The sequence below is a fragment of the Limimonas halophila genome, assembly GCF_900100655.1.
In the GTDB taxonomy this organism is placed as follows: Bacteria; Pseudomonadota; Alphaproteobacteria; order Kiloniellales; family Rhodovibrionaceae; genus Limimonas; species Limimonas halophila.
In genome coordinates, this window is record NZ_FNCE01000003.1 from 118,594 (window position 1) to 140,785 (window position 22,192).

19 protein-coding genes are annotated in these 22,192 nt (G+C 71.2%); 14 read left to right on the forward strand and 5 right to left on the reverse strand.

Features of this window, described 5'->3' with window-relative positions; translation table 11 throughout:
• Positions 1-40 precede the first annotated feature (40 nt).
• The gene (locus BLQ43_RS06075) at positions 41-1,453 is read left to right on the forward strand and encodes a Do family serine endopeptidase (protein WP_245659480.1); all 1,413 of its coding nucleotides are present in this window, start codon (positions 41-43) and stop codon (positions 1,451-1,453) included.
• Between the two features lie 28 nt (positions 1,454-1,481).
• Here the strand turns inward: BLQ43_RS06075 and BLQ43_RS06080 are convergent, their stop codons facing one another.
• Both BLQ43_RS06080 and secA read right to left on the reverse strand, forming a co-directional pair.
• On the reverse strand, positions 1,482-2,012 hold the full coding sequence (locus tag BLQ43_RS06080; protein WP_090019249.1) for a dihydrofolate reductase: 531 nt from the start codon (positions 2,010-2,012) through the stop codon (positions 1,482-1,484).
• A 30-nt stretch (positions 2,013-2,042) separates the two neighbouring features.
• Entirely contained in the window at positions 2,043-4,814 is a 2,772-nt protein-coding gene (gene secA / locus BLQ43_RS06085) for a preprotein translocase subunit SecA (protein WP_090019250.1), read from the reverse strand.
• A 376-nt stretch (positions 4,815-5,190) separates the two neighbouring features.
• Between secA and BLQ43_RS06090 the strand changes: the two genes are divergently transcribed.
• From BLQ43_RS06090 to BLQ43_RS06105, 4 genes are all read left to right on the forward strand, one after another.
• Positions 5,191-6,114 carry a peptidylprolyl isomerase gene (locus tag BLQ43_RS06090; protein ID WP_176758547.1) on the forward strand — a complete coding sequence of 308 codons (924 nt, stop codon included), beginning with the start codon at positions 5,191-5,193 and terminating at the stop codon, positions 6,112-6,114.
• 3 nt (positions 6,115-6,117) lie between these two features.
• The gene (gene argJ / locus BLQ43_RS06095) at positions 6,118-7,362 is read left to right on the forward strand and encodes a bifunctional glutamate N-acetyltransferase/amino-acid acetyltransferase ArgJ (RefSeq protein WP_090019252.1); all 1,245 of its coding nucleotides are present in this window, start codon (positions 6,118-6,120) and stop codon (positions 7,360-7,362) included.
• Between the two features lie 5 nt (positions 7,363-7,367).
• Positions 7,368-7,847, forward strand: a complete 480-nt coding sequence (locus BLQ43_RS06100) for a (deoxy)nucleoside triphosphate pyrophosphohydrolase (protein ID WP_090019253.1) — start codon at positions 7,368-7,370, stop codon at positions 7,845-7,847.
• A 229-nt stretch (positions 7,848-8,076) separates the two neighbouring features.
• On the forward strand, positions 8,077-8,343 hold the full coding sequence (locus tag BLQ43_RS06105) for a ribbon-helix-helix domain-containing protein (protein ID WP_090019254.1): 267 nt from the start codon (positions 8,077-8,079) through the stop codon (positions 8,341-8,343).
• Positions 8,344-8,356: 13 nt separating this feature from the next.
• Here BLQ43_RS06105 and BLQ43_RS06110 read toward each other — a convergent pair whose 3' ends face one another.
• Positions 8,357-9,319, reverse strand: a complete 963-nt coding sequence (locus BLQ43_RS06110; RefSeq protein ID WP_090019255.1) for a methyltransferase domain-containing protein — start codon at positions 9,317-9,319, stop codon at positions 8,357-8,359.
• Between the two features lie 74 nt (positions 9,320-9,393).
• Here BLQ43_RS06110 and BLQ43_RS06115 point away from each other — a divergent pair, with 74 nt between their 5' ends.
• From BLQ43_RS06115 to BLQ43_RS06125, 3 genes are all read left to right on the forward strand, one after another.
• A complete protein-coding gene (locus BLQ43_RS06115) occupies positions 9,394-10,146 on the forward strand; it encodes a ComF family protein (protein WP_090019256.1) in 753 nt (250 codons plus the stop codon).
• Between the two features lie 77 nt (positions 10,147-10,223).
• Positions 10,224-10,487: a glutaredoxin 3 gene (grxC, locus tag BLQ43_RS06120; RefSeq protein ID WP_090019257.1), complete on the forward strand. Its 264-nt coding sequence runs from the start codon at positions 10,224-10,226 to the stop codon at positions 10,485-10,487.
• Positions 10,484-11,320: a carbon-nitrogen hydrolase family protein gene (locus tag BLQ43_RS06125; RefSeq protein ID WP_090019258.1), complete on the forward strand. Its 837-nt coding sequence runs from the start codon at positions 10,484-10,486 to the stop codon at positions 11,318-11,320. Before grxC ends, BLQ43_RS06125 begins: the two co-directional genes overlap by 4 nt.
• Before the next feature lie 3 nt (positions 11,321-11,323).
• Here BLQ43_RS06125 and BLQ43_RS06130 read toward each other — a convergent pair whose 3' ends face one another.
• Positions 11,324-11,851, reverse strand: a complete 528-nt coding sequence (locus BLQ43_RS06130) for a class I SAM-dependent methyltransferase (protein ID WP_090019259.1) — start codon at positions 11,849-11,851, stop codon at positions 11,324-11,326.
• Positions 11,848-12,600: a bifunctional 2-polyprenyl-6-hydroxyphenol methylase/3-demethylubiquinol 3-O-methyltransferase UbiG gene (gene ubiG, locus BLQ43_RS06135; RefSeq protein WP_090019260.1), complete on the reverse strand. Its 753-nt coding sequence runs from the start codon at positions 12,598-12,600 to the stop codon at positions 11,848-11,850. The genes BLQ43_RS06130 and ubiG overlap by 4 nt, the downstream gene beginning before the upstream one ends.
• A gap of 171 nt (positions 12,601-12,771) precedes the next feature.
• Here ubiG and BLQ43_RS06140 point away from each other — a divergent pair, with 171 nt between their 5' ends.
• From BLQ43_RS06140 to prfA, 6 genes are all read left to right on the forward strand, one after another.
• A complete protein-coding gene (locus tag BLQ43_RS06140) occupies positions 12,772-13,998 on the forward strand; it encodes an aspartate kinase (RefSeq protein ID WP_090019261.1) in 1,227 nt (408 codons plus the stop codon).
• A 14-nt stretch (positions 13,999-14,012) separates the two neighbouring features.
• Positions 14,013-16,289, forward strand: coding sequence for a phosphoenolpyruvate--protein phosphotransferase (gene ptsP / locus BLQ43_RS06145; protein WP_090019262.1), 2,277 nt, complete (start codon positions 14,013-14,015; stop codon positions 16,287-16,289).
• 322 nt (positions 16,290-16,611) lie between these two features.
• Positions 16,612-18,150 (forward strand): RodZ domain-containing protein, encoded by a 1,539-nt coding sequence (locus tag BLQ43_RS06150; RefSeq protein WP_090019263.1) that lies wholly within the window; start codon positions 16,612-16,614, stop codon positions 18,148-18,150.
• A 114-nt stretch (positions 18,151-18,264) separates the two neighbouring features.
• Positions 18,265-19,431, forward strand: a complete 1,167-nt coding sequence (ispG, locus tag BLQ43_RS06155) for a flavodoxin-dependent (E)-4-hydroxy-3-methylbut-2-enyl-diphosphate synthase (protein WP_090019264.1) — start codon at positions 18,265-18,267, stop codon at positions 19,429-19,431.
• A gap of 316 nt (positions 19,432-19,747) precedes the next feature.
• Entirely contained in the window at positions 19,748-21,001 is a 1,254-nt protein-coding gene (hisS, locus tag BLQ43_RS06160) for a histidine--tRNA ligase (protein ID WP_090019265.1), read from the forward strand.
• Positions 21,002-21,108: 107 nt separating this feature from the next.
• Positions 21,109-22,185 carry a peptide chain release factor 1 gene (prfA, locus tag BLQ43_RS06165; protein WP_090019266.1) on the forward strand — a complete coding sequence of 359 codons (1,077 nt, stop codon included), beginning with the start codon at positions 21,109-21,111 and terminating at the stop codon, positions 22,183-22,185.
• Positions 22,186-22,192 lie beyond the last annotated feature (7 nt).

The following is a 22,192-nucleotide window of genomic DNA, read 5'->3' on the forward strand; positions in this document are numbered from 1 at the left end:
AAGACCCGTGTCCACCCGTGCTCCGGCTGCAGCCCGTGCCGTGAAAGCCTTGAGCGTCGCGGCCATCGCCGTCGCGGTGCTGGCCGCGCCCGTGACGGCGTCGGCCCAGGGGTCGGCGGCCCAGCGCACGGGCTTTTCCGGCATGGCCGAAAAGCTCGTTCCCTCGGTCGTGAACATCGCCGCGGAGAAGAAGGTGGAGTCCCGCGGCGAGGGCAGCCTGCGCGACTTCTTCGAAGAGCGCTTCGGCGGCGAAGGCGGCGGGCGGTCCATGCCGGCGCCGCGCTCGCTCGGCTCCGGCTTCGTGATCGGAGAGTCCGGCTACATCGTCACCAACCATCACGTGGTGGCCAAGGCGGACACCGTGAACGTGCGCTTCAGTGACGGCCGTGAGCTGGAAGCCGAGGTCGTCGGGCAGGACCGCAAGACGGACCTGGCGCTGCTGAAAGTGGACGCCGACCGGGCCCTCCCGGCCGTCGAGTGGGGCGATTCCGAAGCCGCGCAGATCGGCGACTGGGTGCTGGCGATCGGCAATCCCTTCGGGCTTGGCGGCTCGGTGACGGCCGGCATCGTTTCGGGGCGCGGGCGCGACCTCAACGCCGGTCCCTATGACAACTTCATCCAGACCGATGCGGCCATCAACCGCGGCAACTCCGGCGGCCCGCTGTTCAACGCCGAGGGCGAGGTCATCGGCGTCAACACGGCCATCTTCTCGCCCAACGGCGGCTCCGTGGGCGTCGGCTTCGCCGTGCCCGCGTCCATGGCCCAGCGGGTCGTGGCGGAACTGCGTGAGGGCGGGCGCGTGAAACGCGCCTGGCTGGGTGTGCGCATCCAGAAGGTGACGCCCGAGTTGGCCAGCGCCCTGGGGATGGCCGAGGCCAGGGGCGCGCTGGTCGCCTCGGTGGCCGACGGCAGCCCGGCGCAGCGCGCTGGCGTGCAGCCGCGCGACGTCATCGTGCGCTTCAACGGCGAGCCCGTGCCGGAGATGCGCATGCTGCCGCGCATGGTGGCGCAGATGCCCGTCGGCGAGGAAGTGACGGTCACGGTCGTCCGCGACGGTGAGCAGCAGCAACTGCGCACGGATCTGGCCCGGCTGTCCGACGACAAGGTCGCCAAGTTCACCGGCCAGCGCGAGCCTGCGCAGCCGGAGAAGCCGCAGCGGGTGACGGTGTCCGGCCTCGCCCTGGCACCGCTGACGGACGCGACGCGCCGCGAGTTCGACCTGGGCGAGCCCGGCACGGGGGCGGTTGTGATCGGCGTCGAGGGCGACAGCCCGGCGGCCGCGGCGGATGTGCGGCCCGGCGACGTCGTGGTCGAGGTGAACCAGCGCGAGACGGAGTCGCCGGCGGCCGTCCGCGACGCCCTGCGGACGGCGCGGGAGCAGGGCGACGAGGTCGCGACCCTGCTCGTCGTCCGCCGCGGCGATTACCGCTGGATCGCGGTGCCGTTCGAGTAACCCGGTCCCTTCAAGAAACCCGCTCCCTTCACGAAACCCGCTCGTAGCGCAGGAAGGTGTGCGGGTGGGCGTTGGCGTCGTCCGCCGCCCGCTCGTCCCGCCAGGTTTCGCGCCAGCTCGCCCAGTCCGGATCGGGCAGCGCGGTGTCGGCCGGGAAGCTGGCGTGGACGCGCGTCAGGTAAAAGACGTCCGCGTAGGAAAGCGCCTGCTCGAAGATCGCGGCGCCGCCGATCACCATGATGTCCTCGCCGCCGGGCGCCGCGCGCGCCTGCGCCAGACCTTCGTCCAGCGAGCCCGCGAGCACGCAGCCCTCCGCCGGTTGGTAGGCCGGGTTGCGGCTGACGACGACGTTGGTGCGCCCCGGAAGCGCGCGGCCGATGGCGTCGTGTGTCGTCCGTCCCATGACGACGGGGTGGCCGCGCGTGACCCGCTTGAAGAAGGCGAGATCGCCGGGCAGGTGCCACGGCAGCCCGCCGTCCTGGCCGATGCCGTCGCCGTCATCGGCGGCCAGGACGATCGTGACCCGCGCGCCCTTCGGATCGTTCGCCGGATAGGTCATGGAGCCGCAGCACCGTACGCTTAGGGCCGGTCAGTGCAGCCGGCCGTGGCAGTGCTTGTACTTCTTGCCGCTGCCGCAGGGGCAGGGTGCGTTGCGGCCGACCTTGCCCCAGGTGTCCGGATCGCGGGGATTGGCTTCGGCGCCGCTGGCGTGGCGCACAGGTTGCGGCTTGGCGCCACCGCCTGCTGGGGCCGCGCCGCCGCCGGCATCGGCGGTGGCGAGCGCGGGCTCCTCCGGCGCCGCGCCCAGCGTCGCCGGCTCGGCGTGGCTCTCCTGCATCTGCGCGGACGCGTCGCCCGCCAGCGCGGACTCTTCCGGCACCTCGCCCTGGATCTGGAGATGGGCGAGGATGAAGGTGATTTCCTCGCGCACGCTCGCCAGCATGGCCTCGAACATCTCGAACGCCTCCTGCTTGTACTCGTGCAGGGGGTTCTTCTGGGCGAACGCGCGCAGGCCGATGCCCTGGCGCAGGTGGTCCATGTTGAGCAGGTGCTCTTTCCACTTCTTGTCGAGGACGTAGAGCACGATCTGCTTTTCCGCCTGGCGCATGATCTCGGGGCCGTAGTTGGCCGCCTTCTCCGCCATGAGGCGATCCGAGGCCTCCACGAGGCGGTCGTGGATCTCGCTGTCCGCGATGCCTTCCTCGCGCGCCCACTCGTGCACGGGCAGGTCCAGGCCGAGGATGCGCTTGCACTCGTCGTGCAGCTCGTCCAGCGACCACTGCTCGGGATAGGCTTTCTCCGGCACGTTGCGCGCGACGATGTCGCGGATGACCTGACGACGCATGTCCGTGACGGTATCGTTCACGTCCTCGGCGGCCATCAACTCGCGGCGCTGCTCGTAGATGACCTTGCGCTGGTCGTTCATGACGTCGTCGAAGCGCAGCAGGTTGCGGCGGATGTCGAAGTTCCGCGCCTCGACCTTGGACTGCGCCTTTTCCAACGCCTTGTTCACCCAGCGGTGGGTGATCGCCTCGCCTTCCTGGATGCCCAGCTTGCCGAGCATGGAGTCCATGCGCTCGGAGCCGAAAATGCGCATCAGGTCGTCTTCCAGCGACAGGAAGAACTCGGATTCGCCAGGGTCGCCCTGGCGCCCGGCGCGCCCGCGCAGCTGGTTGTCGATGCGCCGGCTCTCGTGGCGCTCGGTGCCCAGGATGAAGAGCCCGCCGGCGTTGGCGACCTCGTCGTGCTTGCGCGCACAGTCCTCGCGGATCTGCTCGGCGCGGCGCGCGGCCTCGTCCGGGTCGTCAAGCTCCGCGGTCTCGCGCTCGATGCGCATATCCGGGTTGCCGCCGAGCTGAATGTCGGTGCCGCGCCCGGCCATGTTGGTGGCGATCGTCACCTGCCCGGGCGTGCCCGCCTGGGCGATGATGTAGGCTTCCTGCTCGTGGTAGCGCGCGTTGAGCACGTTGTGCGGGATGCCGCGCGCGGTGAGCATCTCCGAGACCTGCTCGGACTTCTCGATCGACACCGTGCCCACCAGCACCGGCTGGTTCTTGTTGTAGCAGGTCTCGATCTGCTCGATGATGGCGTCGTATTTTTCGCGCGCCGTGCGGTAGATGACGTCGTCGTGATCCTTGCGGATCATGGGCCGGTTCGTCGGAATCTCGGCGCACTGTAGACCGTAGATCTCCGAGAACTCGCCCGCTTCCGTCATGGCCGTACCGGTCATGCCGGCCAGCTTGGGGTACATGCGGAAGAAGTTCTGGAAGGTGATGGAGGCGAGCGTCTGGTTCTCGTTCTGGATCGAGACGCCTTCCTTGGCCTCCAGCGCTTGGTGCAGCCCCTCGCCGAAGCGCCGGCCTTCCATCATGCGGCCGGTGAACTCGTCGATGATGACGACCTTGTCGTCCTTGACGATGTAGTCCGTGTCCCGGTTGAAGAGCACGCGCGCCCGCAGCGCCTGGTTCACGTGGTGGAGCAGGTTCACGTTCTGGATGTCGAAGAGCGAACTCTCCTCGTCCATCAGCTCGGCGCGCGCGGCAAGCTGCTCGACGTGCTCCACCCCCTGATCGTTCAGGTTGACGCTGCGCTGCTTTTCGTCGGTCTCGTAGTCGCTCTCGACAAGGTTCTTCACCAGCCGGTCGGCGGCGACGTACATGTCCGAGCTGTCGTCGGCCGGCCCCGAAATGATGAGCGGCGTGCGCGCCTCGTCGATGAGGATGGAGTCGACCTCGTCGATGATGGCGTAGCTGAACTCGCGCTGGACCATCTCGTCCAGCGAGAACTTCATGTTGTCGCGCAGGTAGTCGAAGCCGAACTCGTTGTTCGTGCCGTAGGTGATGTCGGCGGCATAGGCCCGCCGGCGCTCCGCGTCGCTCTTGCCGTGGGTGATGCAGTCCACGCTCAGCCCGAGGAAGCGGTAGATCTGACCCATCCACTCGGCGTCGCGGTGGGCCAGATAGTCGTTGACCGTAATGATGTGCGCGCCATTGCCGGTCAGGGCATTGAGATAGACCGGCAGCGTGGACACCAGCGTCTTGCCCTCGCCGGTCTTCATCTCGGCGATCATGCCCTTGTGCAGGACCATGCCGCCGAGCAGCTGCACGTCGAAGTGGCGTTGGCCGAGCGTGCGCTTGGCGGCCTCGCGCACCGTGGCGAAAGCCTCGACCATGAGGTCGTCCAGCCGCTCGCCGTTCGCGAGGCGTTGTTTGAACCAGTCGGTGCGGGCCCGCAGCTCCGTGTCGGAAAGCTTTTCAAGCTCGGGTTCGAGCTTGTTGATCGCTGTAACCGTCGGACGCAGGCCGCGCAGGAAACGCTCGTTCGCGGTGCCGAACAAACGTTTGGCGAGCGCGCCGATCATGAAGGATCCTCAGAGCACTGTTCGCACAACGCCGGGGGCGGCGGCGCGTCGCCGACAGATAGGCCCCGGCGCACAGCCTGTCAACGCGCGCCGCCCGCCGGGCCGCCGCAGAGCGCGTGCGGTGCCGCGTTCCCGTCAACGCGGGCGCGTGCGGCGGCGGGGCGAGTCGGGTATGGACGCCGGCGGCGGCCGCCACCAGCCGCGCGTGCAGGTGAAAGATCGCGTTACGCACGCCCGGCTCGTATCCGGCTGGCCGGGCGATCCGGTCGGCCGGCGCTTGTCCGGGCGCGACCGCGTATGCACAAATGCGCGCCGGCTCGCGCGGGCCATCCGGCCCGCGCAAACGACATCACAGCAAAGACAAGAGGTTCATGGGATGACGGCACGATCGCTTCGCACCCGGCTGACGGGCGTGTGCTTCGCTGCGCTCGTGGCACTGCCGGCCACGGCGGCGCAGGCCGCCGAGGGCGGTGACAGCGGGACGGCGAGCGCCAAGGAGAACCCGGTCGTCGCGACCATCGACGGCAACGAGATCCGTTTCCAGGAGGTCATGAAGGCGACGGAGCGCCTGCCCAAGCGCTACCAGAACCGCATCCAGCAGCTCTTTCCGCAATTGCTCGACCGCCTGGTGGACATGCGCGTCGTCTCCGACAAGGCGGAGGCCGAGGGCTTCCTGGACAAGCCCGAGGTTCAGGACCGCCTGCAGCGCACGCGTCAGCAGATCCTCGCCGACGTCTACCTGAAGAAGCAGGCCGAGGACTACGTCACCGAGGAGCGCCTGCGCGCCGAGTACGAGGAGTACAAGAAGAACAACAAGGCCGAGACGCAGGTGAAGGCGCGCCACATCCTCGTGGACAGCAAGAAGCTGGCGAACAAGCTCATCAAGAAGCTGGACGAGGGCGCCAACTTCGTTGAGCTGGCGAAGCAGCACTCCACCGGCCCGTCCGCCAAGAAGGGCGGCAACCTCGGCTTCTTCGGCAAGGGCGACATGGTGGAGTCCTTCTCCAAGGCCGCATTCGGCCTGGGCGTCGACGAGTACACCGAGAGCCCGGTGAAGACGCAGTACGGCTGGCACGTCATCAAGGTCGTGGACGAGCGCACGAAGGAGCCCAAGAGCTTCGAGGAGATGAAGGACGAACTCTCCAAGAAGCTGCGGCAGCAGGGCGTGAAGAAGGCCATTCAGCAGGTGCGCGAGCAGTCCGACGTGGAAACGTATCCGGACCGCGGCGTGAAGTTGCTCTCCGGCGGCCAGGGCGGCAACGGCCAGGGTGGCGCCGGCTCCAGCGGCTCGGGGAACTGAGCTATGGTCGGCCCGCTCCCCCGGTCGCCGCTGGCGCCCGTGTCCTTTCCCGAGATGCCGGCGGTGCCGGGCGTGCGCGTCGCGGCCGGCGCCTGCGGCGTCGACAGGCAGGACCGGCGTGACGTGGCACTGATCGAGCTGGCCGACGCCAGCGCAGTGGCGGGCGTGTTCACGCGCTCGCTCACCGCCGGTGCGCCGGTCAACTGGTGCCGCAGTGCCCTCGCCGCGACCGGGGGATCGGGCCGCGCCGTCCTGGTCAACTCGGGCAACGCCAACGCCTTCACGGGCCGGCGCGGCGACGACGCCGTGCGCCGGGAGGCCCGGGCGCTGGCCGAGCGCCTCGGCTGCACGCCGGAGGCCGTCCTGGTCGCCTCCACGGGGGTGATCGGCCAGCAGCTTCCGGTGGACCGCATCACCGATGGGCTGCACCACCTTGTCGACGGGCTGACCCCGGCCGGCTGGGAAGCTGCCGCCGATGCGATTCGCACCACCGACACCTTCGCAAAGGGGAGCTGGGCGACGGCGGAGATCGACGGCACCCGCGTCACGCTCGCCGGAATCGCCAAGGGTTCGGGCATGATCGCGCCCGACATGGGCACGATGCTGGCCTTCCTGGCGACCGACGCCAACCTGCCCGCAAGCACGCTGGACAGCCTGCTGCGTGAGGCCAACGCCACCAGCTTCAACTGCATCACGGTCGACAGCGACTGCTCGACCTCGGACAGCGTCCTGCTCGCCGCCACGGGCAAGGCGGACACGCCGGCCGCGGTCGATCCGAGCGATCCGCGCTTGGCCGATTTCCGGCGCGCGCTCGGCGAGGTGATGCGCGATCTCGCCCAGCAGGTCGTGCGCGACGGCGAGGGCGCGGAGAAGTTCGTCACCGTCCGCGTCTCGGGCGCGGAGAGCGACGCCGCGGCGCGGCGCATCGGCCTTGCGATCGCCAACTCACCGCTGGTGAAGACGGCCGTGGCCGGCGGCGACCCCAACTGGGGCCGCATCGTCATGGCTGTGGGCAAGGCGGGCGAGTGGGCCGACCGTGATCGCTTGGCGATCTGGATCGGCGGCCACCAGACGGCGCGCGACGGCGAGGGCGTGCCGGACCTGGACGAGGCCCCGCTCGCGGCGCACATGGCGGGCCGCGAGATCGATCTGGCGGTGGACGTCGGCGTCGGGGCCGGCAGCGCAACGGTGTGGACCTGCGACCTGACCGACCGCTACATCGCCATCAACGCCGATTACCGAAGCTGACCCGCATGACCGGTGATACCCAGGGCGGGACTGGTGATAGACAGGGCGGCTGCTGGCAGGCCGACACACCCCCGCCGGCCGGCGGCACGCCGCTCGTCCTCGTGGCGGCGCTCGCGCTCGTCGACGCCGACGGGCGCGTGCTCATCGCCCAGCGCCCGCCGGGCAAGGCGATGGCGGGGCTGTGGGAGTTCCCAGGCGGCAAGGTGCACGGGGGCGAGACGCCCGAGTCCGCCGCGATCCGCGAGGCGCGGGAAGAACTCGGCATCGACACGCGCACCAGCTGCCTCGCGCCGCTGGTGTTCGCCTCGCACGCCTACGACGACTTCCACCTCCTCATGCCGTTGTACGTCTGCCGCGTCTGGGCGGGCACCGTGCAGCCGCTGGAAGGCCAGGTGCTCAAGTGGGTGTGGCCGGCGCGCCTGCGCGATTACCCCATGCCGCCCGCCGACGAACCGCTGGTGGCCCTGCTCCGCGACTTTCTTTGATCCGCGCGTGCGTCACACGGTGTCGGCGCACCATCTGCGCGTATCCCCAGAACGAATGGCTTGCGCTGCCACCTCCGGTTGTCCATGATGCCGGTTAACGGCGCATGCGATGGTATGCAGGCGCGTTTCCGGCCGGCGCCACACCGTTCAGCGCGGTGGACCGGCGTGCTTTGCGCGCGCCATCTCGCACGCGCCGACGGGATCGGGGCGGACGGAGCACGGTGCCGGGATGAGCACCCTGAAAAGCCGCAACGTGTTGCTGGACGGCCGGCGGACCAGCTTGCGGCTGGAGCGTGCGGTCTGGGATGCGCTGGACGAGATCTGCCAGCGCGAGGGCATGAACCTCAATCAGGTGTGCACCCACGTCGAGCGCCAGCGCGCGGAGCGCTCGCTCGCCGCCGGCATCCGCGTGTTCGTCCTGCACTATTTCCGGGAAGCGGCAACGGAAGCTGGTCACGCGGCGGCGGGCCACGGCGCCAACGCCGGCGTGCGCTGAGCCGCCGATGATCTCAGCCGTGCCCGCCGCGTCCGCCGCTCCCCGGCGGCCCCGCCTTCACGCCCGTCGAGATTTCCTCCGTGCCCAGCGCCGCCGCCAGCCGGGCCTGCGCGTCGCCGGGGCGCAACGGCAGCGGCTGACTGGCGTCCGGCCGCCAGCCCGTGAGGAAGAGGATTTGGAAGGTGGCGGGCACCTTGCCGTCGGCCGTGCCGTAGATCTCCTGGTACAGCTCGGCCGCGCGCAGGAGCGTGTGCCGGCGGGTCCAGGCGCGGCGGCGCTCGCGCACGGCGTTGCTCTGCCCCATGCCGCGCAGGTCCGCCATCAGTCGCAGCGCGTTGGGATAGGTCACGGTGATCGTGTCGACGTCGCTGACGGGCAGGGCGAAGCCGGCGCGCTGCAAGAGCGCCGTGGCGTCCTGAAGCTCGGCGAAGGGGGAGACGCGCGGCCCCGCGCCGCCTTCCAGCTCGCTTTCCGCCAGCAGCATGGCGTGGCGCAGTTCGTGCAGCGTCTCGCCGCCCGGCAGCGCGCCCAGGAAGAGGCCGTCGGGCTTGAGGGCGTGGTTGATCTGCAGCAGGGCGCCGGGGAGGTCGTTGGTCCAGTGCAGCGCCATGCCGCTGACGGCGAGGTCGAAGCTGCGCTCGGCAAACGGCAGGAACTCCTCGTCCGCCGCCAGCGCGGGCCGCTGGCCGATCGTGGAGTCCACGCCCGCCGCCCGGCGCGCCATGGCCGGCGCCAGATCCGCCTGGATCAGCGTTTCGATGCCGCCGCGCGGGCCCACCAGCGAGGCGAAGGTGCCGGCATGACAGCCCAGGTCGAGGGCGAGCGGAAAGCTGCGCTTCACATCGTCCAGCCGGTCGGCGAGGCGGTCGGCGACCTCCGCCACAAGGAAGTCGTGTGGGTCGAAGTCCGCCGCGGCGCGCTCGCGCCGGCGCCGGACGGCCGCGCGGTCGAAGACCAGGATGCGTTCGTCGGACATGGCCGGAGAATGGGGCGGCGGGCGCGCCAGGCCAACACCGGCCTGCGTGCGGGTTTTGCCTGATGGGATGGGCAATGAGCGTCGCGCCGCTGCCCACGCTGCGCACCCTGGCCGGGATGGCGGTGGACGTGGTCCTGCCGCCGCGCTGCCTGGCCTGCGGCGCCATTGTGCAGGAATCGGGGACGCTCTGCGGGCCGTGCTGGCGCGAGCTGACCTTCCTCACCGATCCCATGTGCGCGCGCTGCGGCTTCCCCTTCGAGGTCGCGCCCGCCGGGGAGCCGCTGTGCGGCGCCTGCATCGCCCGCCCGCCGCGCTTCGCCCACGCCCGCGCCGCGCTCGCCTACGACTCCGGCAGTCGGGGGCTCGTCACCGCCTTCAAGCACGCCGACCGCACCGACGCCGCGCGCGCCTTCGCCGCCTGGATGGCGCGGGTGAGCGCCGACCTGCCGCGGCCCGGCGCGGTCGTGCCCGTGCCCCTGCACCGCCGGCGGCTGCTGCGGCGGCGCTACAACCAATCGGCCCTGCTGGCGCGCGAATTGAGCCGCTGCCTGGGCGTGCCGGCCGTGCCCGACGGGCTCGTGCGGGCGCGCGACACCGCCAGCCAGGGCGATTTGTCTCCGGCGGCGCGGCGGCGCAACGTGGCCGGGGCGTTTGCGGCGCATCCCAAGCGGGTGCAGCATCTGCGCGGGCAGCGCGTGCTGCTGGTGGACGACGTCTTCACCACGGGGGCGACCGTGGAAGCCTGCGCGCGTGTGCTGGAGCGCGCCGGCGCCGAGGGCGTGGACGTGGTCACACTTGCGCGCGTGCCGCAGCCGCGACCGGTGTGATGGGTGGCACGCGCGCGCCCGTCGCCCCAGATGCGGGAACGGATGACGGCCACCACGGACATGGGGAAGGAGGATCGATGGCCCAGGTGACGATGTACGCCAGCGCGATGTGCGGCTTCTGCCACCGCGCCAAGAAGCTGCTGAAGCAGAAGGGCGTGGACTTCGACGAGATCGACGTGACGATGGACCGCGCCCGCAAGCGCGAGATGATGGAGCAGGCGGGCGGCGCCCACACCGTGCCGCAGATCTTCATCGACGGCCGCCACATCGGCGGCTGCGACGAGCTCTACGACCTGGAGCGGCGCGGCGAGCTCGACCCGTTGCTGGGAGCCGCGGCGTGAGCCGCCCGACCGCCGGGCTGGTTCAGCTCACCTCGGGGCCGGACCTCGGCCCCAACCTGGCGGCGGCGGCCGAGCAGGTGCGCGCCGCCGCGTCCATGGGCGCGTCTGTCGTGCTCACGCCGGAGAACACGCCCATCCTGGAGCCGGACCACGCGCGCTTGCGCTCGGTTGTGCCGGGCGAGGCGGACCATCCGGCGCTGACGAGCTTCGCCGAGCTGGCGCGGGATCTGGACATCTGGCTGCTGCTCGGCTCGACGGCCGTGGCGGTGGACGGCGAGGACCGCCTCGCCAACCGCTCGTACCTTTTCGCGCCGGACGGCCGGATCGCGGCGCGCTACGACAAGATCCACATGTTCGACGTGGACGTGCCGGACGGCCAGACCTACCGCGAGTCGGCGACCTTCCGGCCCGGCGCGCGCGCGGTCGTTGCCGACACGCACTGGGCGCGCCTCGGCCTCACCATCTGCTACGACGTGCGCTTCCCGCAGCTCTACCGCGCGCTCGGCAAGGCGGGGGCGAGCGTCATCACCGTCCCGGCGGCGTTCACCGAGCTCACCGGGCGGGCGCACTGGCACACCCTGCTGCGGGCACGGGCGATCGAGACCGGCGCCTACGTCCTGGCCCCGGCCCAGTGCGGCGAGCACGCGGGGGGCCGGCGCACCTACGGTCATTCGCTGATCGTCGCGCCCTGGGGCGAGATTGTGGCGGAAGGCGACACCGATCCCGACGTGCTCACGGCCGAGCTGGACCTCGACGCCGTGGCGGAGGCCCGCCGGCGCATCCCGGCGCTCACCCAGGACCGCGACTTCACGGGCCCGGACGTGAGAGCGTAAGCCTCACCCCGGCCGCCGGGCGCAGATGTGCTGGACGACGCGGCGGCCCGTGGTCGTGACCTCTTCCACGTCGTCCTCGAACGCCAGCACCGTCAACTCACCGCCCACCGCATCGCGGAGTTCGTTCGGTTCCAGCAGAAACGCGGGATTGCGCGGGCGGCCGATCTCGGCGTGGCGGCGCGTGAAGGTTTCGTAAATCAATACGCCCCCGGGCGCGAGGGTGGCCACCAGGGCCGGCAGCAGCGGGCGGTGCAGGTAGTTGGTCACCACCACGCCCGCGAAGGTGCGCCCCGCCAGCGGGAACGGCCCGCCGGCCTCCAGGTCGGCTTCCACGATCTCCAGCCCCGGCTGCTCGGCGAGGTCGGCCAGCCCCGAGGTGTCGCGGTCCACGGCCGTGACCGGATGGCCGCGCGCCAGAAAGAACGCCGCGTGCCGCCCGCGCCCGCAGGCGAGGTCGAGCACCGTGCCCCCGGCGGGAACACGCTCGGCGAAGCGCACCACCCACGGCGAGGGCGCGCCGCGCGCGCTCACGGCTTTTCCGCGACCAGCATGTAGTTCACGGCCGTGTCGCGGCTGAGTGTCCAGCCGCCGGTGAACGGGGTGTAGACCACGCCCGTCAGGTCACGGACGTGCAGCCCGGCCGGGCGCAGGCCGGCGGCGACCTCCGAGGGGCGGACGAAGCTGCGCCAGTCGTGGGTGCCGCGCGGCAGCCAGCCCAGGATGTACTCCGCCGCCACCTTCGCCAGCAGGAAGGAGCGACGCGTGCGGTTGATCGTGGACAGCACGAACAACCCGCCGGGCCGCACCAGCCCGCCGCAGGCGCGCAGGAAGGCGTCGCGGTCGGCGACGTGCTCCACCACCTCCAGCGCCAGCACGGCGTCGAAGGGCTCGCTCTGATCGGTGAACGCCTCGGCGGTGGTGCAGCGGTAGTCGATGGTGAGGCCCTGAGTCTGCGCGTGCGCCTTGGCCGCCTTGATCGTTTCCACGGTGGCGTCGAGGCCCGTGACCTGGGCGCCCAGGCGCGCCAGGGGTTCCGCCAGCAGGCCGCCGCCGCAGCCCACGTCCAGCAGGCGCAGCCCCTTCAGCGGTTCGGGGCCGTCGCCGGGCAGGCCGAAGTGGTCGGTCAAATGGTCGCGGATGTAGGCGATTCGCGTGGGGTTGAGGGCGTGCAGCGGCTTCATCTCGCCCTCGGGGTCCCACCAATCGCTCGCCATGCGGGCGAACTTGGCGACCTCGTCGGGGTTCACCGTGATGGCGTCGGCCGCGGCTGTTCGCGTCATGCGTGTCCGTCCGGGCGGTGTGTCGATTCGGTGGCGCGGCGCCGGCTGCCTTGCACCGTGCGCGCCCGGTGAGTATGTGTACGTCCAGCGCGCCGGGGCAAGCGCGCCGAGCGCGGCCGCGCTCGGCCTGTCCCCGCCACACGCGAGCCCTGTCCCACGACGAGAGCCCGCATGGCCCGCATCGTCATGAAGTTCGGCGGCACGTCCGTGGCGGACGTGGACCGCATTCAAGCTGTTGCCCGCCTGGCCAAGCGCGAGATCGACGCCGGCAACGAGGTCGCCGTCGTGGTGTCCGCGATGGCCGGCGTGACCAACCGGCTGGAAGGCTATGTGCGCGAGATCTCGCGCCTCTTCGACCTGCGCGAGTACGACACCGTGGTCTCCGCCGGGGAGCAGATCACCGCCGGGCTGACCGCGATCGCGCTGCAGGAGATGGGCGTGGACGCGCGCTCCTGGCTGGGCTGGCAGGTGCCCATCCACACCGACAACGCCCACGGCAGCGCCAGCATCGCCGGGATCGACGGAGAGGCCATCGCGGCCCGCCTGCGCACCGGCGAGGTCGCCGTCTTCGCCGGGTATCAGGGGCTCGACCCGGACCGCGGGCGCATCACCACGCTCGGCCGCGGCGGCTCGGACACCTCGGCGGTGGCGCTGGCGGCGGCGATCGACGCGGACCGCTGCGACATCTACACCGACGTGGACGGGGTCTACACCACCGACCCGCGCATCGTCGCCGGCGCGCGCAAGCTGGACCGGATCACCTACGAGGAAATGTTGGAGATGGCCTCGCAGGGGGCCAAGGTGTTGCAGACGCGCGCCGTCGAGATGGCGATGCGCCACCGCGTGCCCGTGCAGGTGCGCTCCACCTTCGACCCCGATACGCCGGGCACCCTGGTCGTCGACGAGGACAGCATCGTGGAACAGGACATCGTCAGCGGAATCGCCTACAGCCGGGACGAGGCGAAGATCACGCTCACCCGCGTGGCCGACCGGCCGGGCGTCGCCGCGGGCATTTTCGGCCCGCTCGCCCAGGAGCACATCAACGTGGACATGATCGTCCAGAACGTTTCCCCCGAGGGGGACGCGACGGACGTGACCTTCACGGTGTCGAAGAGCGATTACGACCGCGCCATCAAGCTTCTGGAGGAGAAGAAGGAAAGCTTCGGCTACCAGGAGCTGCGCCCCGACCAGAACGTGGTGAAGGTCTCGGTCATCGGTGTGGGCATGCGCAGCCACGCCGGCGTGGCGCAGACGATGTTCCGCGCGCTGGCCGAGCGGGGCATCAACATCTCCGTGATCGCCACCTCCGAGATCAAGATCAGCGTCCTCATCCCGGACGAGTACCTGGAGCTGGCGCTGCGCACGCTGCACGCGGCCTACGGCCTCGACAGCGGCTGACCGCCGGGGAGCCGATGAGCGCGCAGGAGCACGCCACGGGCTGGGACACCTCGCGCCGCCTGCTGCGCCTTCTGCGCAACATCATGAAGGAGGGCGGGGCGGCCCAGGACCGTCTCGACCGCATCGTCCGCGCCATCGCCGAGGAGATGGCGGCCGAGGTCTGCTCGGTCTACGTCAAGCGCGCGGGCGAGATCCTGGAGCTGTTCGCCACCCACGGCCTGCGCGCGGACGCCGTCCACCACACCCGCCTGCGCGTGGGCGAGGGCGTGGTCGGCCATGTCGCCCGCAAGGCCCAGCCCCTGCGCATCGCCGAGGTCGCCAGCCACCCGGCCTTCGTCTACCGCCCGGAGACGGGCGAGGAGCCGTACCGCGCGCTCATGGGCGTGCCCATCATGCGCGACGGCGGCCTGCTCGGCGTGCTCGTCATCCAGAGCGTCGAGGCGCGCCACTACGGCGACGAGGAAGTCGAGGTCCTGGAAACCGTGGCCACGCTGCTCGCCGAGTTGGTGGCGGGCGGCGAGCTGGTCGCGGCCTCGGAATCCCAGCACGCCGACAGCAACGTGCGCCTGCCCGTGCGCCTGCCCGGCATGGTGCTGTGCGAGGGGCTGGCGATGGGGCAGGTGCTGCGCCACCGTCACCGCCCCGTGGTCTACGACACCGTCGCCGACGACCCCGACGCCGAGGGCGAGCGCCTGCGCGCCGCCGTGGCGGAGATGCAGTCCTCGCTCGACAAGCTGCTCGACGACGCGGACCTGGACGAGTCCGAGGGCGAGCACCGCGACGTGCTCGCCAGCTACCGCATGTTCGCCTCGGACCGCGGCTGGCTGGAGCGCATGGCGGAAGCCGTGCGCACGGGCCTGACCGCCGAGGCGGCGGTGCAGAAGGTGCAGAGCGACACCCAGGCCCGGATGGCCAAGGCGCGTGATCGCTACCTGCGCGAGCGCCTGGCGGACCTGGACGACCTCGCCAACCGCCTGGTCCAGCACCTCACCGGCGCCACGCAGCGCGCGCCCATGCCCGAGGACACCGTGCTCGTCGCGCGCACGCTCGGGCCCGCCGAGTTCCTCGACTACGACCGCAGCAAGCTGCGCGCGGTGGTGCTGGAGGAGGGCTCGCCCACCGCCCACGTCGCCGTGGTGGCGCGCGCGCTGGACGTGCCCGTGATCGGCCGCTGCCGGGGCGTGATGACCGAGGCGCGCACGGGCGACACCGCGCTGGTGGACGGGGAAACGGGGCAGGTGCTCCTGCGCCCCGAGGGCAGCGCCGCCGCCAGCTTCGCCGAAACCATCGACACGCGCCGCCGCCGCGCGGGTGCCGCCGCCGCGACCGGCCGCGACCTGGAGCCGGTGACCCGGGACGGCGAGCGCGTCGGCCTGCACATCAACGCCGGGCTGCGCGCCGATCTGCCGCACCTGGACGCGCTGGGCGCCGACGGCATCGGGCTCTACCGCACCGAGGTGCCCTTCATGGTGCGGCGCAGCTTCCCCGGTGTGGACGAGCAGGCGCGCATCTACGGCCACGTGCTCGCGCGCGCGGGCGACCGGCCGGTGGTGTTCCGCACGCTCGACGTGGGCGGCGACAAGATCCTCCCCTACTGGCGCACCGAGGACGAGGACAACCCGGCCATGGGCCGGCGCGCGCTGCGCCTGGGCCTGGACCGGCCGCACGTCCTGCGCCGGCAGGTGCGCGCCCTGATCCGCGCCAGCGCCGGGCGCGAGCTGCACATCATGCTGCCCATGGTCAGCCAGGTCTGGGAGGTCGACCGGGCACGCGAGCTGATCGACCGCGAACGGGCGCTGGCGCGCGAGCGCGGCCAGCCGGGGCCGAGCGCGGTCCGCCTGGGCGCGATGCTGGAGGTGCCGGCGCTGTGCTGGCAGTTGCCGCGCCTGCTGGAGCGCGTCGACTTCATCGCGCTGGGCAGCAACGACCTCGTGCAGTTCGTCTTCGCCGCCGACCGCGGCAACCCGCAGGTGACGCGGCGCTACGACCCGCTGTCGCCGCCGGTGATGAAGCTGACGTCCCAGCTGGTCGCGGAAACCGAGGCGGCGGGCGTGCCGCTGTCGGTGTGCGGCGAGATGGCCGGCAACCCGCTGGAGGCCATGGCGCTGATCGGCTGCGGCGTGCGCCGGCTGTCCATGGCGCCGCGCGCGATGCCGGGCGTGCGCGCCATGTTGCGCAGCGTCGACACCGGCCCGCTGAGCGCGCTTTTGCGCGACAAATCGGATTCCGCCGACGCCAGCCTGCGCCCGCTTCTCCAGACCTATGCGAGCGACCACGGGATCGAGATTTGAACCGCTCCCTGCGCGGCGATTGCGGCGACGGGTCGCCCTCTGGTACATACCTCTTGTGGAACCGCGGAACCATTTGAAGAGCCAAGGTCGAGCGTGCACGAGCGCCCGCAACGCGATGACCGACGACCGGTGGCAAAACCGTGTCGACGGGACATTGACACGGGTCGCGCGATGAGCGGGTAAATGACCGGCCATATTTTCGGCAAATTGTATTTGCCCCTTGGCGCGTTGACGCGCGGCGCGCCCGAACCCGGCCGGCGCCCGGAGGCCGCGGCCCCGCACGCTCGGTCCCTCCCCCTCTGACGGCGGGTGAGCATCCTGCATGGCGGACGAGCAACGGCACCTCTCCTCCGATCCCTCCACGACCCCACCGGGCGCGGAACCGCGCCTGGACGGCCGGGCGGACGGCGAGCGCCGCGAGACGGCCGCGCGCCTGCTGCGGCGGACGCGCGAGATGCACGGCCAGGATCTGGGCGAGATCGCCGCCGCGCTGCGCATCCGCCACGCCTACCTGAGCGCGATTGAGCGCGGCGCCTTCGACGAGTTGCCCGGCGCCACCTACGCCGTGGGCTTCGTGCGCAGCTACGCCGCCTTCCTGGAGCTGGACGAGGAAGAGGTCGTCCGCCGCTTCAAGGAGGACGTGGCCGGGCTGGAGCGCACGCAGGAGCTGCACTTCCCCGAGCCCGTGAACGAGGGCAAGGTTCCCGGCGGGGCCGTCATCCTGATTTCCCTGGTGTTGCTCGCCGTCGCCTACGGCGGTTGGTACGTGCTCACCAGCCCCGGCACCTCGCTGTCGGAAATGGCCCCGCGCGTGCCCGACCGGCTGCAGGCGCTGGTCGGTGGCGGCGAGGAGGGGGCCGCGAGCACGGCCGGGACGGGAACGAGCCAGACCGGCGGCGGCAGCCAGTCGGGTGACGGCTCGGCCGGCGGCGAGGAGGTGGCAAGCACCGAGACGGCCGGCAGCGGGACCGCCGTGCCCACCGACGGCGCGGCGACGACGTCCGCCACCGCTGCGTCGGATGCCGGCACGCAAGCTTCCGACACGGGCGACGCGACCGGGGTGGCCGACGCGGGCGAGTCGCGCGAGGGGACCGGCGCTGACACGGCGTCGGCCCCGGATGCATCGAGCGCCGACACCGGCGCCGGCGCCGAGGCGGACACGGCAGTCGATACCACCGGCGACAGCGTGACCGTGGGGGAGCAGACCGTGGAGCTGCCCGACGCGGGCGAGGACACCGCCTCGGCGACGGCGGCCGAAAGCACCAACACGGCCACGGACACGGCCGGTGAGCAGGCGGACGCGGCCACCGCCGGGACGCAGGCGGCGACCGCGCCGGACACCGCGACGCAAACCGGCGCCACACAGACCGAGGCGACCGGCAGCGCCGACGCCGCGACCGGCGACACCCAAGCCGACGCCACGCAGACGGCGGAGCCCCAAGCGGGTGACACCCAGCCGGCGGGGGACAGCGCGGCGCAGGACCAGGGCGGCGACCAGGGCGCGCCGCCGGTGCCGGGGGCGGAAAGCGACGATGGCGGCGCGGGCGCCACGCAGACCGCGAGCGCGCCGTCGGGCCGGGCCTTCGGCGCGGCGGCTGGCGACGAAGCGCTGGTGCTGCGCGCCACGGCGGACTCCTGGGTCCAGGTGCGTGGGGCGAACGGCGACGTCCTCGTCTCGCGCGTGCTGGAGCCGGGCGACGTCTACCGCGTGCCCGAGCGCGACGGCCTGCGCCTGCACACCGGCAACGCGGGCGGCCTGACGGTCGAGGCCGAGGGGCGCGCGGTGCGCACCCTGGGCGATGCCGGGGAGGTCCGCCGCAACATCGCGCTGACCCCGGCGAACCTGCTGAACGGCGGCTGATCGCGCGCTTGGGACGGGCCCGTCCGGGCGTGTAACCGAGCAACGCTTGTCCGCCCCGGTGCGCAGGATTTACAACCGTCCTCAGTGACCGATCACCGGAAAGGCGGAACAGCGATGAGCGATCCCACCGGCGTTCGTCCGTGGCGCGACATCGAGCGGCGCCAGACCCGCCAGATCAGCGTGGGCGACGTGAAGGTTGGCGGCGGTGCGCCCATCACCGTCCAGTCCATGACCAACACCCCGACCACCGACGTCGCGGGCACGGTCGAGCAGATCCGCCGCCTGGAAGATGCCGGCGCCGACATCGTGCGCGTCTCCTGCCCGGATCAGGAATCGTCCGCGGCGCTGAAGGACATCGTGCGCCAGGTGAACATCCCCATCGTGGCGGACATTCACTTCCACTACCGCCGCGGCATCGAGGCGGCGCAGAACGGTGCGGCCTGCCTGCGCATCAACCCGGGCAACATCGGCTCGCGCTCGCGCGTGAAAGAGGTCGTGCAGGCGGCCAAGGATCACGGCTGCTCGATGCGCATCGGCGTCAACGCGGGCTCGCTGGAGCGTCACCTGCTGGAGAAGTACGGCGAGCCCTGCCCGGACGCCATGGTGGAGAGCGCGCTGAATCAGGCGCGCGTTCTCGAAGAAGAGGACTTCTTCAACTTCAAGATCTCCTGCAAGGCCTCGGACGTCTTCATGGCGTCGGCGGCCTACATGCAGCTCGCCGAGCAGTGCGACCATCCCTTCCACCTCGGCATCACCGAGGCGGGCGGCCAGCGCTCCGGCACGATCAAGTCCGCCATCGGCCTGGGCAATCTGCTCTGGGCCGGCATCGGCGACACGCTGCGCGTCTCGCTCTCCGCCGATCCCGTCGAAGAGATCAAGGTCGGCTACGACATCCTCAAGTCGCTGGGCCTGCGCCACCGTGGCGTCAACGTCGTCTCCTGCCCGTCGTGCGCGCGCGAGCAGTTCGACGTCATCAACACCGTGAAGGTGCTGGAAGAGCGGCTCTCCCACATCACCACGCCCATGACGGTGTCCGTGATCGGCTGCGTGGTGAACGGGCCGGGCGAAGCCCTGATGACGGACGTGGGCTTCACCGGCGGCGGCCGCGGCACGCACCAGGTCTACGTCGGCGGCATGCCCTCCCACCGCCTCAAGGACGAGGACATCGTCGACCACCTGGTCCGCCAGGTGGAGGAAAAGGCCGAGGAGATCGAGGCCAAGCGCAAGGCGGAGGCCGAGCTTCAGGCCCAGACCGAGGAAGCCCCCTCCGCCGCCGAGTAAGCGCGACCGCCGGGGCGTTGCCCCGGCCCCGGCCTTGCATCCGCCGTCAAGGTGCGCTAGCCAGCACGGCGCTCGGGTGGCCACACCTTCGCGTGCGTGGGTCCACCCCACACCCGCTAGGGCACGATGAGACGACGACGCATCATCTTATGAGCCTCATCGTGCTCTATGTCATTCATGTGCGGGCATGATTTAGAGCCCGGATCGTTTGCACGCCTTGCGCGCTTACCGGCGCGCGACCGTCGTGTCCGGCGTGCGCTGGCCTTTCGGTCTGGCCGATCCGACCTCATCATGCCCTAACCGAACGGAGCCAGCCGTGCGCACCCTGCAGCCGGTTCGCGGCACCCGCGACATCCTGCCGGCGGAGATGCGCCGTCACCGCGCCGTCGCGGAGACGGCCCGCCGTGTGGCGGCGCAATACGGCTACGAGCAGATGGCGACGCCGGTGTTCGAGTTCACCGAGGTGTTCAAGCGCACGCTCGGCGAGCACTCCGACGTCGTCATGAAGGAGATGTACACCTTTCCGGTCAGCGAGGAAGGCGACACCGTCACGCTGCGCCCCGAGGGCACGGCCGGCTTCGCCCGCGCCTACATCGCCAACGGGATGCAGCAGAACCTGCCGGTGAAGGCCTTCTACACCGGCCCGATGTTCCGCCACGAGCGCCCGCAGAAGGGCCGCCTGCGCCAGTTCCACCAGGTCGGGGTGGAGCTGCTGGGCCCCAGCCGTCCGCTGGCGGACGTCGAGATCATCGCCATGGGCCAGCAGGTGCTGGCCGAGCTGGGGCTGAGCGAGTCCATCACGCTCGAACTCAACACCCTGGGCGACCTGGAAAGCCGCAAGGCCTACCGCGCCGCGCTGGTCGAGTACTTCGCGGGCTTCAAGGACAAGCTGTCCGCGGACAGCCGCCACCGCCTGGACCGCAACCCGCTGCGCATCCTGGACTCCAAGGACGAGGGCGATCAGGCCGTCGTCGCCGACGCGCCCACCTTCGGCGACTACCTGAACCAGCACAGCCAGGACTTCTTCGGCCAGGTGTGTGAGGGGCTGGACGCGCTCGGCATCGGCTACCGGCTGAATTCGCGGCTGGTGCGCGGGCTGGACTACTACTCCCACACCTGCTTCGAGTTCACGACGACCGCCCTGGGCGCGCAGGGCACCGTGCTGGCCGGCGGGCGCTACGACGACCTGATCGAGACGATGGGCGGCCCCGCCACGCCGGGCACCGGCTGGGCGGCCGGAATCGAGCGGCTGTCCATGCTCATGGACCGCGACACCACGCCCACGCGGCCCGTCGCGGTGGTGCCGGCGGGCGGCGACGCCGAGATGGCGGCGCTACGCATCACGCAGGACCTGCGCGGGCGCGGCTTCACCGTCGACATGGGCTACAGCGGCAACATGAAGAAGCGCCTGAAGCGCGCCAACAATGCCGGCGCCTGTGCCGCCGTGATTCTGGGCGGGGACGAGCTGGCCCAAAGCGTCGCCACGGTGCGCAACCTGGACACGGGCGAGCAGGAGACGGTCGCCCTCGACCAGCTGCCCGGCTACCTGGCGCGCTACCAGCCCGGCTGAGCGGCTGGTCGGCTTCAAACGGCGGACGGCACGGCTTATCTGCACGGACCACGGGGCGGCGCCGCGTGGCCGCAACGCCCCGCGTTTGCCCGAGGAGACGTGTCACCGTGAGCTTGCAGGACAGCCTGGACCGGGTCGTGGCGCGCCACGAGGAATTGCAGGCGCTGGTCGCCAGCCACCCGGAACCGGGGACGAAGGACTACACGGACAAGCTCAAGGAGATGTCCGATCTGGAGCCGCTGGTGCAGGCGATCCAGCGGCTGAACGACGCGCGCCGCGAGCTGGCGGACACGCGCGCCATGCTCGACGACCCCGAGGCCGATCCCGAGCTGCGCGAGATCGCCGAGGCCGAGATCCCCACGCTGCGCGAGCGCGTCGAGAGCCTGGAGCACGAGGTCAAGCTCAAGCTCCTGCCGCGCGACGCCGACGACGAGCGCAACGCCATCCTGGAGGTGCGCGCCGGCACGGGCGGCGACGAGGCCGCGCTTTTCGCCGCCGACCTGCTGCGCATGTACCAACGCTATGCCGCCCACCGCGGCTGGCAGTTCGAGATCATCAGCATGCAGGAGTCCGAGCAGGGCGGAACCAAGGAGGCGACGGCCCGCGTCTCGGGCCAGGGCGTCTTCGCCCGGCTGAAGTTCGAGTCCGGCGTTCACCGCGTGCAGCGCGTGCCGGCCACGGAATCGGGCGGGCGCATCCACACCTCCGCCGCCACCGTGGCGGTGCTGCCGGAGGTGCAGGACGTCGACGTTCACCTCGAGGACAAGGACCTGCGCATCGACACCTTCCGCGCCCAGGGCGCGGGCGGGCAGCACGTCAACACCACCGACAGCGCCGTGCGCATCACCCACCTGCCCACGGGCGTCGTGGTAAGCTGCCAGGAAAACAAGTCGCAGCACAAGAACCGCGCCCAGGCCATGCAGGTGCTGCGCGCGCGCCTGCACGACATCGAGCGCCAGAAGCAACACGCCGAGCGCGAGGAAGCGCGGCGCAACCAGGTGGGCAGCGGCGACCGCTCCGAGCGCATCCGCACCTACAACTTCCCGCAGAGCCGCGTGACCGACCACCGCATCAACATGACCACGCACAACCTCACCGGCGTGCTGGACGGCGCCGGCCTGGACGAGCTGGTGGACGCGCTGATTTCCGAGAACCAGGCCGCCAAGCTGGCGGAGCTCCAGTGAGGCGCGC